This window comes from Companilactobacillus furfuricola, assembly GCF_003946325.1.
Lineage (GTDB): Bacteria > Bacillota > Bacilli > Lactobacillales > Lactobacillaceae > Companilactobacillus > Companilactobacillus furfuricola.
This window is the reverse complement of record NZ_RHNT01000006.1, coordinates 36,215-49,747: the sequence shown is the minus strand read 5'-3', so window position 1 is coordinate 49,747 and position 13,533 is coordinate 36,215. Positions and strand designations below refer to the sequence as shown.

Annotated in this window: 11 protein-coding genes and 1 tRNA gene; 10 read left to right on the top strand and 2 right to left on the bottom strand. The window is 39.4% G+C overall.

What is annotated here, in order from left to right; genetic code table 11:
• Positions 1-234 precede the first annotated feature (234 nt).
• Both EKM78_RS03395 and EKM78_RS03390 read right to left on the bottom strand, forming a co-directional pair.
• The gene (locus tag EKM78_RS03395) at positions 235-1,326 is read right to left on the bottom strand and encodes an acyltransferase family protein (RefSeq protein WP_125769357.1); all 1,092 of its coding nucleotides are present in this window, start codon (positions 1,324-1,326) and stop codon (positions 235-237) included.
• Positions 1,327-1,441: 115 nt separating this feature from the next.
• Positions 1,442-1,513: transfer RNA gene (locus EKM78_RS03390), tRNA-Arg, on the bottom strand.
• Positions 1,514-1,773: 260 nt separating this feature from the next.
• On the opposite strand from EKM78_RS03390, the gene EKM78_RS03385 reads away from it, so the two are divergent.
• The 10 genes from EKM78_RS03385 (at position 1,774) to rnr (ending at position 13,532) form a co-directional block, all read left to right on the top strand.
• The gene (locus EKM78_RS03385) at positions 1,774-2,820 is read left to right on the top strand and encodes a sugar-binding transcriptional regulator (protein WP_125769354.1); all 1,047 of its coding nucleotides are present in this window, start codon (positions 1,774-1,776) and stop codon (positions 2,818-2,820) included.
• Positions 2,821-2,854: 34 nt separating this feature from the next.
• Positions 2,855-3,883: a type I glyceraldehyde-3-phosphate dehydrogenase gene (gap, locus tag EKM78_RS03380; protein ID WP_125769351.1), complete on the top strand. Its 1,029-nt coding sequence runs from the start codon at positions 2,855-2,857 to the stop codon at positions 3,881-3,883.
• A 106-nt stretch (positions 3,884-3,989) separates the two neighbouring features.
• Positions 3,990-5,204, top strand: a complete 1,215-nt coding sequence (locus EKM78_RS03375; protein ID WP_125769348.1) for a phosphoglycerate kinase — start codon at positions 3,990-3,992, stop codon at positions 5,202-5,204.
• A gap of 21 nt (positions 5,205-5,225) precedes the next feature.
• Positions 5,226-5,978 carry a triose-phosphate isomerase gene (tpiA, locus tag EKM78_RS03370; protein ID WP_125769345.1) on the top strand — a complete coding sequence of 251 codons (753 nt, stop codon included), beginning with the start codon at positions 5,226-5,228 and terminating at the stop codon, positions 5,976-5,978.
• A 91-nt stretch (positions 5,979-6,069) separates the two neighbouring features.
• Entirely contained in the window at positions 6,070-7,371 is a 1,302-nt protein-coding gene (gene eno, locus EKM78_RS03365) for a phosphopyruvate hydratase (protein ID WP_125769340.1), read from the top strand.
• An 88-nt stretch (positions 7,372-7,459) separates the two neighbouring features.
• Complete coding sequence (locus EKM78_RS03360; protein ID WP_125769337.1) at positions 7,460-8,524, top strand: oxidoreductase; 1,065 nt, start codon at positions 7,460-7,462, stop codon at positions 8,522-8,524.
• 15 nt (positions 8,525-8,539) lie between these two features.
• Positions 8,540-10,081 carry a ClC family H(+)/Cl(-) exchange transporter gene (locus EKM78_RS03355; protein ID WP_125769334.1) on the top strand — a complete coding sequence of 514 codons (1,542 nt, stop codon included), beginning with the start codon at positions 8,540-8,542 and terminating at the stop codon, positions 10,079-10,081.
• A 73-nt stretch (positions 10,082-10,154) separates the two neighbouring features.
• Positions 10,155-10,391, top strand: coding sequence for a preprotein translocase subunit SecG (gene secG, locus EKM78_RS03350; protein ID WP_125769331.1), 237 nt, complete (start codon positions 10,155-10,157; stop codon positions 10,389-10,391).
• Positions 10,392-10,447: 56 nt separating this feature from the next.
• Positions 10,448-11,197 carry an alpha/beta hydrolase gene (locus EKM78_RS03345; RefSeq protein WP_125769328.1) on the top strand — a complete coding sequence of 250 codons (750 nt, stop codon included), beginning with the start codon at positions 10,448-10,450 and terminating at the stop codon, positions 11,195-11,197.
• Positions 11,190-13,532, top strand: a complete 2,343-nt coding sequence (gene rnr, locus EKM78_RS03340; RefSeq protein WP_125769325.1) for a ribonuclease R — start codon at positions 11,190-11,192, stop codon at positions 13,530-13,532. Before EKM78_RS03345 ends, rnr begins: the two co-directional genes overlap by 8 nt.
• The last annotated feature ends 1 nt before the right edge of the window (position 13,533 follow it).

Sequence of the window (13,533 nt, the reverse complement as noted above, 5' to 3'; positions counted from 1 at the left end):
TTTAGAAGATGCCAGCAGGCACTAATTTTTAGATTTGAAAAGTGCAACCAAGTTTGTTTGGCTAAAATTGCTGCAATTGGGATAGTGGTTTTCATTTTTATCCTCAAGGATGTTAAAACGAGCTCCAGGCGACAGCGGCCTCCGGTTAACACACGTAGTCGCGGCACTGCTTCGCAGCACCTTGTGCAACTAAATGCGTTAATCCTCAGCAGCTGACCGTCACCTTCCGCGCTCTTATTTTCTCTTGAGCCAATTCCATAGCAGATGAAATCCTACTGCAGAAGCAAATGACAATATCCAAGTAAATAAATATGAAATAATTAATGACAGAACTATAGAAAAATGAGCTAAATTTTTTCCGAACAGTTGCCAGACTAGTTGAAGCCAAAACACGTTTGATAAGTATGCACGATAGGCATAAGTTGCCAAAAAATGGATCCAAGGCAACGTTGCGGCCTTCATTTGGATTTGTTTGATTGCAATAAAAGCAATCAATCCGATGACGACTAAACTATACAAGGTCATTGATGCTTTATAATATGGGGCATTTTCTAAATGGATCGGGAAGCCAAAAGCAAATAATTCCGAATTAGTCCAAAATAAAATGCCACAAAAAATTATGACTAATAATAAGAAAGATTTTTTTATAAATGGTTCAAATTGCACCCTAGAAGTCCAGGCTAATGAACCGAAAATACCATAAATGAAAAAACTAAGGAAAACCCGATCTAGTAAATACCATGTTTGCTCATGTGGACCGTGAAAAATTTGCTTGTCATAAAACCAGATCCACAATGAAAATAAAATAAGCGAAATGATGATCACGTAAGGTACATAATAGGGATGCTTTGTTAACCAACGAGTCAACAGCCAGAATAAGGGCATGATCAAGATAAATTGAAGCATCATCGTGTTGTACCACAGATGAGGGGCAGCATTACCATTAATAAATTGCCAGAAAAATCCTGTCAAATCAGTGTAGTGATTTTTTAATTGAATGTTGGGCATTACTAACAAATAGATGGTGGTCCACCAAATAGTTGGGACGAATAAGGCAGACCATTGTGTACGGAAATATTGTGGATAGTTGTGTAAATTCATATTTGATGAAGTTCTGGTCGTGGTATATAAAATACCAAAGATAAAAACTGGTGCAGTGAACTTAACCAGGTTATAGAGAAACCCGATCATCAACTGTTGCTGATAATCAGGCCCTGCAGTCAGGATCAAGCTCAAAACGGACTGCATCATAACAGCGGTACAAGCGAATACTTTCATGTAATCGCCAATATCAGCAGGAGTTTTATTATTGATCAATTTAAGCATGATTACTCCTTAGAAATGTAATAATTAAATGTTTATAATTTTAAAAACATTCATCGATGCAAAAGAAAACCCAAGCAATGTAGACGTTAGGAGTCTGCTATGCTTGGGTCAATTATGCGTCGCGTGGGAGTCGAACCCACATTGCAGGAACCGGAATCCTGAGTGCTATCCATTATACTAGCGACGCATCTGTATACTATTATCGCAAAAATTCTATAAAAGTAAAACACTAATTATGATAAGAATGAACTCTTTAAACTTAATAAATAATATTCCCTAAAGAAAAATCTCATGTTTTTGAACCATAGCACTTGCAATTGAATCAATACCGTCTATAATAAGAACTGTGCTTGAGAGGTAACAAAGTTTATCCGGGCTTTTATTTTTTGAGTATATGGGTCACAAAAGGACATACAGGGACAAGATTAGTCCCAAGGAGTAAATCAAATGACAATCAATAAGGATTTAGAATTGTTGGATTTGGTTGCTCCCGATTTCATTAAGACCGTTGAGAAGCGTTTTAGAATACTACAAAGTATTAAATTAATGGAACCGGTGGGCCGTCGGGTCCTAGCAGATGACCTTAATGTTACTGAACGAAGTCTTAGAACTGAGACAGACCTTTTGAAGAATCAAGGCTTGATCAATTCTTCTAAATCAGGGATGTCACTCACTAAGACGGGGATTCAAGCCAATGGTCAACTGAATAAAATGTTAGCTGACTTTCAAGGAACAGCACTACTAGAGCAACAGTTAAGTAAGAAGCTAGGAATTGAGCGCTGCATTGTTTTACCTGGTAATTCAGATAAGCAATACCGAGTTGTTGATTCCTTTGGTCAAAGACTTAACCAATTGCTTGGATCTATTCTACCAAATGGCAAGAGTTTAATTGCTGTTACTGGCGGTAGCACTTTAGCCAGAGTTGCTAGGAATTTATCACCAAGTCTTTCAAAGAATCGTGATTTATTGTTCTTACCAGCCCGAGGTGGAGTTGGAGAGTCAGTAATAATTCAGGCAAACAGTGTTTGTGCTGAAATGGCGAATAGAACACATGGACAACATCGGGCATTATATTTGCCTGAAGACATTAGTGAACGAAGCTTTGAATCGTTGCAAAATGAAGCCTCGATCAAATCAGTTCTCGAACTGATCTATCAATGTAATGTCGTTGTACATAGTGTGGGAACTGCGAGCATCATGGCTGAAAGAAGAAACCTTTCAGATGAAGATAAATTAACGATCAGTAATGGCAATGCTGTTGCTGAAGCATTCGGTGATTTCTTCGATCGTGATGGCAAACTCGTATATAAGGTACCTAGAATTGGACTTCATGTTCGGGACCTTGTTAATATTAAACATGTAATCGCAATCGCAGGTGGACAATCTAAGGCCACAGCAATTGAAGCTTACATGAAAAATGCACCAGCTCATACAGTGCTGATCACTGATGAAGGTGCCTCAAAGATGATTTTAAGGGATAACCCTTTAAAATAATATATTTTTACTTTCCTGAAGGAGGAATTTTTGTATGACTACAAAAGTTGGTATTAATGGATTTGGACGTATTGGTCGTTTGGCATTCCGCCGTATTGCTGAACTAAAAGCTCAAGGCAAAACAGATTTGGAAGTTGTTGCAATCAATGATTTGACATCACCTGCAATGCTTGCACACTTGCTTAAATATGATACAGCTCATGGTAACTTCAAGATTGACGCTATCAAAGCTGCTGAAGACGGAATCGTTGTTGATGGTAACAAGATCCCTGTATACGCTGAAAAGAACGCTGCAGACCTTAAATGGGTTGCAAACGATGGCGTTGACATCGTTCTTGAATGTACAGGTTTCTACACATCAGCTGACAAGGCACAAGCTCACTTGGATGCCGGTGCAAAACGTGTATTGATCTCAGCTCCATCAGGTGACATGCCTACAGTTGTTTATGGTGTTAACGAAGACGTTTTAACTAACGACGTTAAGATCGCTTCAGCTGGTTCATGTACAACAAACTGTCTTGCACCATTAGCTAATGCCGTAAACAAAGAATTCGGTATCAAAGCTGGTACAATGACAACTATCCACGCATACACAGCTACACAAATGCTTCAAGATGGTCCAGAACGTAAAGGTAATGTTCGTGCTGCACGTGCTGCTGCTGCAAACATCATCCCTCACTCAACTGGTGCTGCTAAAGCTATGGGTCTTGTTGTTCCTGCACTTAAAGGTAAACTTGACGGACATGCACAACGTGTTCCAGTTATCACAGGTTCATTAACAGAATTAGTTGCAACTCTTGACAAAGAAGTTACAGTTGACGAAGTTAACGCAGCTATTAAGAAAGTTACAGAAAACAACCCATCATTCGGTTACAACGATGATGAAATTGTTTCATCAGATATCATCGGTACATCATTCGGTTCAGTATTTGACCCAACTCAAACACAAATCGTTGGTACAGGTGATGGCCAAGTTGTAAAGACTGTTGCATGGTATGACAACGAATCAGGATTTACAGCACAAATGGTTCGTACACTTGAAAAATTTGCTACATTAGACTAATTCTTTAGTCATAGCAAAGTTTTACAACCTAATTTAATGTATTAAATTGGCGGAGGGAGGCTAACTCCTTCCGCTTTTTTTTAAAGAAATATTCGGAGGATTTAAAATGGCAAAACTTACTGTTTCTGACGTTGATGTTAAAGGTAAAAAAGTCTTGATGCGTGTTGATTTCAACGTTCCTATTAAAGATGGTGTTGTTGGCGATACTAACCGTATCGTCGGTGCAATCCCAACTATCAAATATGTTTCAGAACATGGTGGAAAAGTTATCTTACTATCTCACTTAGGTAGAATTAAGAGTGACGAAGATAAGAAGGCTTTATCATTAAAACCTGTTGCTGCCAAACTACAAGAATTAAGTGGAATGCCTGTTAAGTTCGTACCTGAAAACGAAGGTAAAGAACTTGAAGATGCTATCAACGAATTAAACGATGGCGACATTTTACTTATGGAAAACACTCGTTTCCAAGATATCGACAATGACTTCGGTAAACGTGAAAGTAAAAACGATCCTAAACTTGGTGAATACTGGGCATCATTAGGTGATGTATTTATTAATGATGCATTCGGTACTGCTCACAGAAGCCACGCTTCAAACGTTGGTATTTCAACAGCTATGAAAGCTGCTGGTAAGCCCGTTGCTGCTGGTTACTTGATGGAAAAAGAAATCAAGTTCTTAGGTAATGCCGTTGACAACCCTGTACACCCATTTGTAACAATTCTTGGTGGTGCTAAGGTTTCAGATAAAATTGGAGTTATCGAAAACTTAATTCCAAAATCAGATCACATCCTTATTGGTGGTGGAATGGCTTATACATTCCTTGCTGCTCAAGGACACAAGATCGGTAAATCATTATTCGAAGCAGATAAAGTTGACCTAGCTAAGGACCTCCTTCAAAAAGCTGGGGACAAGATCGTGCTTCCTGTAGACCACATTGTTGCTGCAGAGTTCTCAAACGACGCTGACGCAGAAACAACAGATGGTGTTGATATTCCTGATGACAAGATGGCCTTGGATATCGGTCCTAAGACTGTTGCTTTGTTCAAGGACAAGCTTAACGGTGCCAAGACTGTTGTATGGAATGGACCAATGGGTGCATTCGAAATGAGTAAGTTTGCTGAAGGTACTCTTGAAGTAGGACGTGCCTTAGGTGACTTGTCAGACGCTATCACAATCGTTGGTGGTGGTGACTCAACTGCTGCTGCTAAGAGCTTAGGTATTGCAGACAAGTTGACACACATCTCAACTGGTGGTGGAGCTTCACTAGAATACCTTGAAGGTAAAGTATTACCTGGTATTGATTCAATTTCAGACAAATAGTCATTAAGGAGAATATATTTTATGCGTACACCTATTATTGCGGGTAACTGGAAGATGAACAAAAATCCTAAAGAAACCCAAGAATTTTTAGACAGTATCAAAGGCAAGTTGCCAGAATCTGGCGTTGAAGCTATTATTGGTGCTCCTGCTATCGACCTAACAACGTTAGTTGCTGGTGCCGAAGGTACACCTCTTAAGACAGCTGCTGAAAACTCATACTTTGAAGATGCTGGTGCATTTACTGGTGAAACTTCACCAAAGGCTCTTTCAGAAATGGGACTTGACTACGTAATCATTGGTCACTCAGAAAGAAGACAATACTTCAAAGAAACTGATGAAGACATCAACAAGAAAGCCAAAACAATCTTGAAGAACAACATGTTACCAATCATTTGCTGTGGTGAAACTCTTGAACAACGTGAAGCTGGCAAGGCCGAAGACTGGGTAACTGGTCAAATCGAAAACGCTGTTGCAGGAATCTCTGCTGCAGATATTGCTAAATCAGTTATCGCTTACGAACCAATCTGGGCTATCGGTACTGGTAAAACTGCTACTGCTGATCAAGCACAAGAAATGGTTCACGTTATTCGTGAAAAACTTGCAAGCTTGTACGATCAAGATACAGCTGACAAGACAAGAATTCTTTACGGTGGTTCAGTAAAACCTGCTAACGTTAAGGAATTGATGGCAAAAGAAGATATCGATGGTGGACTCGTTGGTGGTGCAAGTATGGATCCAGAATCATACGTAGCATTAGTTAACTATCAAAAATAATTTATAAATAAAACTATTGAATTTCATTTTAATTTAGAACAAATTCGGGTTAGAATGAATAAGTATTAAACTCATAAAGGAGATTTACAATATGTCTGTAATTACTGATGTTTTAAGTCGTGAAATCCTAGATTCACGTGGTAACCCAACTGTTGAAGTTGAAATTTATACTGAATTAGGCGGCTTTGGCCGTGCTGATGTTCCTTCAGGTGCATCAACTGGTGAACACGAAGCTGTTGAATTACGTGACAGCGACAAATCACGTTTCGGTGGTAAAGGTGTTCTTAAAGCTGTTTCAAACGTAAATGACAAGATTGCTAAGACAGTTATCGGCATGGACGTAACAGACCAAAGAGCTATTGATGAAGCTATGATCAAGCTTGACGGTACAGAAAACAAAGGTAACCTTGGTGCTAACGCTATCCTTGGTGTTTCATTGGCTGCTGCACGTGCTGCTGCTGACGAAATCGGCCTTCCATTGTACGAATACTTAGGTGGACCAAATGCTCACGTACTTCCAACACCAATGATGAACGTTATTAATGGTGGTAAGCATGCTGACAACAACGTTGACTTCCAAGAATTCATGATCATGCCTGTTGGTGCAAAATCAATTCATGAAGCCGTACGTATGGGTTCAGAAACATTCCACGCACTTAAAGCTGTTCTTGAAGGCATGGGCCTAAACACAGCCGTTGGTGACGAAGGTGGATTTGCTCCTGACCTTGAAAACAACGAAGCACCATTCAAGATTTTGGTAGAAGCTATCGAAAAAGCAGGTTACAAGCCTGGTGACGATATTGCTATCGGTTTTGACTGTGCATCATCAGAATTTTACAATGCTGAAACAGGTAAGTATGAACTTAAGGGTGAAGGCGACAACGGTGCATCATTGAGCACTGACGAATTCATCGACTTACTTGCAGGAATCGTTGACAAGTACCCAGTTATCACAATCGAAGACCCACTTGACGAAAACAACTGGGAAGACTGGCAAAAAGTTACAAAGGCCCTTGGTGACAAGGTTCAATTAGTTGGTGACGACTTGTTCGTTACAAACACTGACTACTTGAAGAAGGGTATTGATATGGGAGTATCAAACTCGATCCTTATCAAAGTTAACCAAATCGGTACACTTACAGAAACATTCGAAGCTATCGAAATGGCTAAAGAAGCTGGCTTTACAGCTGTTGTTTCACACCGTTCTGGTGAAACAGAAGATACAACAATTGCTGATCTTGTTGTTGCTACAAACGCAGGTCAAATCAAGACTGGTTCAATGAGCCGTACAGATCGTATTGCTAAATACAACCAATTGATGAGAATCGAAGATCAACTTGGCGAACAAGCAGAATACAAGGGTATCCACAGTTTCTACAACCTTGGAAAATAATTGTTCACAAAATAAAACAGCCCTTCGGGACTGTTTTTTTTTTGCCTAAAATTATATGATATTAGTATGTCTAGACAAGGAGAAAAATATGTCACTAAAAATAGCTTTTATCGGTTTTGGCAAATCTGCTAATCGATATCATTTACCCTATTTAAATATTCGATCAGATTTTGAAGTTGTAAAAGTTTATACTAGAAAACCAGTTGATGAATCACTGAAAGAGCCATATGAAAGCCAAGGAACAATTTTTACGAATGACTTGGATTCTGTTCTAAATGATCCAGAAATTGATTTAGTAACCATTTGTACGCCTGCCAGCACTCACTATCAACTAGCTAAACAAGTTATTTTAGCGAAAAAGTCAGTGATCGTTGAGAAACCATTCGTTGATAGTGTGGAGCATGCAAAAGAATTATTGTCACTAGCCAAAGAAATTGGTGTGATCGCTATTCCTTACCAAAATCGTCGTTTTGATGGGGACTATTTGGCGGTAAAACAAGTTATTGAACAAGGATTTTTAGGCAATATTTTGGAAGTCGAATCTCACATCGACTATTATCGTCCTAACACTGTTGTTAATTCAGGAACGAAAGAACAGGGGACTTTTTACGGATTAGGTATTCATTTAATGGATCGGATGGTCGCTCTTTTCGGTCGTCCAGATGCTGCTGTTTATGATATTAGGAACAACGAAAAAGCTGATGCTGTTGATAATTATTTTGATGTTGATCTTCATTACGGAACGACTAATAAGGTCAAAGTTAAAGCTGAATTCGTGGTTGCCAGTGATTATCCGCGATTCATCGTTCACGGAACTAATGGATCATTCATCAAATATGGCGCTGATCAACAAGAAAATGATCTTAAAGCTGGCATCATGCCGGGGACGCCGGGATTTGGTGAAGATAGTCCAATGTATTATGGCGTAGCAAATTATCACAATTCCAATGGCGATTGGATCAAAAAGCAGATCAAAACGCCACAAGGCGATTATGGTCAATTTTACGATTCAGTGTATGAGACTTTGATCAATGATCAACCTAAGATAGTGACAGATGAACAAGCTATTACAGACATCGAATTGCTAGAGGCAGGTTTTAAACAACCTTCTCCCAGCGTTTATCAATTGCCGAAATTTTCAGAATCAAATTAGATAGAGGGGAATTTAATGAAAAGCACTTCAATCGATGTATATAAATTGAAGTTGATTTTGTTTGGGGTTTTCGTCGGGATCTTTTCCGGTGCTGTCGTTAGTTCGTTTCGCTGGTCGATCGGCAAATTACTCAAACTTTTTCAAGGATTATATGTATCTGCTCGTACTAGTCTAACAACGTTTATTCTTTTGTTGTTTGTTTTGGTCGTTGTAGGTATTATCGTAAGTTTAATGTTAAAAAAAGAACCAAATATTTCTGGTTCGGGTATTCCGCAAGTTGAAGCTCAATTAGACGGTCAGCTGGAAGTTAAATGGTGGGCTGTTTTATGGCGTAAATTTGTTGGTGGGATCATCAGTATTGGTCCTGGACTTTTTCTTGGACGTGAAGGTCCCGCCATCCAATTAGGTGCTTCAGTTGGTCAAGGATTTGGTGAATTAGGAAAGCTTTCATCGCCAGTTTCGAAACGTATTTTGATTGCTAGTGGTGCAGCAGGAGGACTAGCCGCTGCGTTCAATGCTCCATTAGCAGGGTCGATGTTCGTCTTAGAAGAGATCTACCATAATTTTTCACCAATGGTCTGGATCACAGCTTTAGCTAGTTCGGTTAGCTCAAATTTGGTAGCTTTATATGTATTTGGATTGACACCAGTGTTAAGTATCCCATACAAGTTTAGCTTGCCGATCAATATGTATTGGCACTTGATCGTACTCGGTATCATCCTTGGTTTACTGGGAAGACTGTATCAAGTAGTTTTACTAGAAATGCCAAGTCTTTATGCGAAAACTAAAATACCTCGTAGCTTCCAAGGCTTGATCCCATTGATTTTATTGTTGCCGATCGGAATGATGTTTCCAAAATATATCGGCGGCGGAAATGGTTTGATCGTTGCACTCAGTAACATGAAGGTAGGCTTATTGGTCCTCTTTGGTATCTTTGTTTTGCGATTTGTTTTTTCAATGATATCTTATGGATCAGGCTTGCCAGGTGGGATTTTTCTTCCTATCTTAAATCTTGGTGCAATGATTGGTGCATTGTATGCAGTATTCATGCATCAAATTGGACTTTTACCAATTTCATTTGAAAGTAATTTGATAATTTTTGCGATGGCTGGTTACTTCGCTTGTATTTCCAAGGCCCCGTTTACTGCCATTATTTTAGTTACTGAGATGGTCGGTTCGCTGGGACACTTGATGCCTTTAGTCGTTATTTCGTTAGTGGCCTACATCGTTGTCGACATTTTGAATGGATCACCGATTTACGAAGCTTTGAAAGAAAAACTGACAGTAAATACGAAGCATTTGAATCGAGTTTCCAAATTCAATGATCGGATCGAAATCCCTGTTTTTGAGGGTAGTCCGATCGATGGTAAGTATATTCGTGATATTAGTTTTCCCAAATCAGTCTTAGTGATTTCCATTTATCGTGGAGAAATGCAAATAATTCCAAGAGGCGATACCCTAGTTAAATCAGGCGATCGTATCGAGATGATGGTCAATGGAGCTACACGGGCTACATTGAAGAAAAAACTGACTGAGCTTATCAATGGAATAGACTAGAATTTTGAAAGAATTTGTGTTATTGTTTTAGAAGTGATTTCAGCTTTAAACACCATGAACGGGGGTTTTGCCGGTGTATAATCTTTTTGAAGTATTATTAATTATTGTTTCGATCCTGATCATCATTGCTGTATTGATGCAACCTACAAAGCAACAAGATGCTTTGAACGCACTTTCTGGTGGTGGCGGAGATTTATTCAATAACCAAAAGAAGCGTGGATTTGAAGCCTTTATGGTCAAAGTTACATATGTCCTTTTGGTCATTTTCTTCGCTTTGTCACTAGCTTTAGTTTATTTATCATCTCACTAGACAAGTTATCCTCCTGAAGAGTCTCAGGAGGTTTTTTGTTATAAGGAGTAATTTTAATGAAACTGATCGAACCGAAACCATTTTATTTTGATAATGGCCCTAAGGCAGTCGTATTGATGCATTCTCTCTCGGGAACACCGAACGACATGCGCCTGTTGGGAAGATTTTTGCAGAGAAATGAATACTCTGTTTACGCACCGATGTTCAAGGGCCACGGAACGTATGAGCCATTGGATATCATTGAACAAGGTGATCCAACTGTTTGGTGGCAACAAGCAATCGATGCTGTTGATTATTTAATGAAACAAGGCAAGACAGAATTTTATTTCTTTGGACTTTCACTTGGAGCAATTTTTGCTACTAAGGCGATCGAAGAACTTCCAGAAGTATCAGCTGGCGGAACCTTTGGCTCGCCTTTGTTCAATACTAGTTACGCGATGGTCCGGAAGGAATTTTTGATTTATGCCAAGAAAGTTTATCAGATCAGTGAGACTGATGAGACTGTCATGAATGAAAAGATGTCGGCCATCGATGATAAGCTAGATAACTTTATGGACAAGATCATTTCGGAAACACACAATGTCGAAAATAATTTGAACAAGATCACTGGACCATACTTCGTTGGTCAAGGAACTAGTGATGTAATGGTCGATCCTGATGGTGCAAATAAAGTCAAACAACGACTTTCAAATGTCGATCTTCACTGGTATGATGCCGGACACGTTCTGACAGTAAATAAGGCTCATAAAGACGTCCAGAATGACGTTTTAAACTTTTTAGAAAAAATTGAGGAAACAAATGCCTGATAAAGAAAATAAATTAATTTCAGATATTCTTGAATTTTTCAGAAGTAATCCCGATCGTCGCTATACTTCTGAGCAAGTTGAGGATTCACTAAGAATGCACGGATCGTCGGCATTCAAACGTGTTGTTAAAGCTTTGGCAGTTTTAGAAGGTGAAGGAAAGATCACCTTGACTAACAAAGATGAATTTAGAATGGCAACACAAACACAAGTCTTAGAGGGTGTCTTTAAGGCTAACGAAAAAGGGTTTGGCTTTGTTCGCTACGACGAGGTAGAGCCAGATGCCTTTATTATGCGTGACAATACGCTACATGCGGTCAATGGCGATGAAGTAGAAATTCAGATCACCAAACCGTCGAATCCTTGGGATGACAAAGGTCCTGAAGGAAAGATCACTAAGATCATTGAACGTTCAGTAACCAAACTGGTTGGTGAATTTCATCCATACAGTGACGCTCAAGTTAAGAAATCGGGTCACTACGGTTATGTCCAAAGTCATGAGAAACGTTTTTCAACCTATATGATCTTTATTTCTGATAAGGGACTTCATCCACAAATGGGTGACATGGTCCAAGTATCGATCGATGAGTATCCGAATGATTCTCATCCTCAAAGTATGGAAGGTACAGCGCTTGAGATCATCGGTAACAAAAATGATCCTGGTGTCGATATTATTTCCATCGTCTTGGATAATGGTATCAATCCAGAATTTCCACAGGAAGTTCTCGATGCTGCTGAACAGATCCCTGATCATGTAACAGAAGAAGATCGTGAAGGTCGTCGTGACCTGACTAAGAATACCGTCATCACGATCGATGGGGATGATTCTAAAGACTTTGACGATGCCGTTGAGGTCGAAAAGTTGCCGAATGGACACTTCCATCTAGGCGTTCATATCGCTGATGTAACTCATTATGTCAGAGAAGGTTCGCCAATTGATGAGGAAGCTTATAAGCGTGGGACTAGTACTTATTTAGTCGATCGAGTTATTCCAATGCTTCCATTTAGATTATCTAACGGGATTTGTTCCTTGAATCCTGGTGAAGATCGTCTAGCTTTGACTTGTGAGATGGAGATCGATGAAAATGGCGATATCTTAACGCAAGATATTTTTCCAAGTGTTATCCAGTCGAAATATCGCATGACTTATAACAACGTTAACGAGATCTTAAAAGGTGACGTTGAATTAAATGAAGAATATGCTGCTCTCGTACCAATGTTGAAAGATATGGCAGATCTGCATAAGATTTTATTCGACAAGCGTCATGAACGTGGTGCCATCGACTTTGAAGAAACAGAAGCACAGATCATCGTTGATGAAAATGGCAAGCCGATCGATATTAAACTGAGAAACCGTGGAACTTCCGAGAGAATGATCGAATCATTCATGTTGGCAGCTAATGAAACGGTTGCTAAGCATTACAATTTGAGTCACGTCCCATTCTTATATCGTGTCCACGAAAAGCCTGAACAAGAAAAGGTCAAAAATTTCTTTGAATTCGTCGCAGCGATCGGTGTGGAAGTTAAGGGTAATATTAAAGATATCACTCCTAAGATGTTCCAAAATGTCTTAGCTAAAGTTACTGATACACCAGAAGAAGCAGTTGTTACGATCATGCTGCTTAGAAGCATGCAACAAGCTAGATATTCCGATCAAGCGCTTGGTCATTTCGGACTGGCAGCTAAATATTATACTCACTTCACTTCGCCGATCAGACGTTATCCGGACTTGATCGTTCATCGGATGATCCATGAATACGCTGAATTTGGTTTCACTGACAAGGAAAAGGATAAGTGGAAAGAGAAACTTTCACCGATCGCAGACCACACTTCAAGCCGTGAAAGAAAATCGATCGATGCTGAACGTGCTGTCGATGATCTCAAGAAGACTGAATATATGGAAGATAAAGTTGGTGAAGAATTCGATGCTGTTGTCAGTTCCGTAACTAGTTTTGGTATGTTCATTCAACTTGAGAACACAGTTGAAGGTCTGATCCATATTTCAAATATGAAAGACGACTACTATGAATTTGATGAAAAGAGCATGTCAATGCATGGTAGAAGCAATGGCAAGATCTTCAAGGTCGGTCAACCTATCAAAGTTAAATTGATCAGAGCAGACGTTGAACAAAGAAAAATCGACTTCGAACGTGTCTTGACTCCTGAAGAAGAAGAACAAGTTAAGAAGCGTGAAGAAGAGTTCAAGAAACGCCGTGCAAGTCACAGTCGCAGTACTTTCCGCAATAAAGGCGGCAAAGGTGGCAACAACCATCGCGGTGGCGGACACGGTCGTTCAAATAACAATCATAAGAGACGTGGTAAATACGAAAGCAGGTGAT

What these genes read in the sequence shown, in the direction of transcription:
- eno (WP_125769340.1), top strand. Translation starts at nt 6,070, where the DNA reads ATGTCTGTAATTACTGATGTTTTAAGTCGTGAAATCCTAGATTCACGT.
- tpiA (WP_125769345.1), top strand. Translation starts at nt 5,226, where the DNA reads ATGCGTACACCTATTATTGCGGGTAACTGGAAGATGAACAAAAATCCT.
- rnr (WP_125769325.1), top strand. Translation starts at nt 11,190, where the DNA reads ATGCCTGATAAAGAAAATAAATTAATTTCAGATATTCTTGAATTTTTC.
- EKM78_RS03345 (WP_125769328.1), top strand. Translation starts at nt 10,448, where the DNA reads ATGAAACTGATCGAACCGAAACCATTTTATTTTGATAATGGCCCTAAG.
- EKM78_RS03395 (WP_125769357.1), bottom strand. Translation starts at nt 1,326, where the DNA reads ATGCTTAAATTGATCAATAATAAAACTCCTGCTGATATTGGCGATTAC.
- EKM78_RS03375 (WP_125769348.1), top strand. Translation starts at nt 3,990, where the DNA reads ATGGCAAAACTTACTGTTTCTGACGTTGATGTTAAAGGTAAAAAAGTC.
- EKM78_RS03360 (WP_125769337.1), top strand. Translation starts at nt 7,460, where the DNA reads ATGTCACTAAAAATAGCTTTTATCGGTTTTGGCAAATCTGCTAATCGA.
- EKM78_RS03355 (WP_125769334.1), top strand. Translation starts at nt 8,540, where the DNA reads ATGAAAAGCACTTCAATCGATGTATATAAATTGAAGTTGATTTTGTTT.
- gap (WP_125769351.1), top strand. Translation starts at nt 2,855, where the DNA reads ATGACTACAAAAGTTGGTATTAATGGATTTGGACGTATTGGTCGTTTG.
- EKM78_RS03385 (WP_125769354.1), top strand. Translation starts at nt 1,774, where the DNA reads ATGACAATCAATAAGGATTTAGAATTGTTGGATTTGGTTGCTCCCGAT.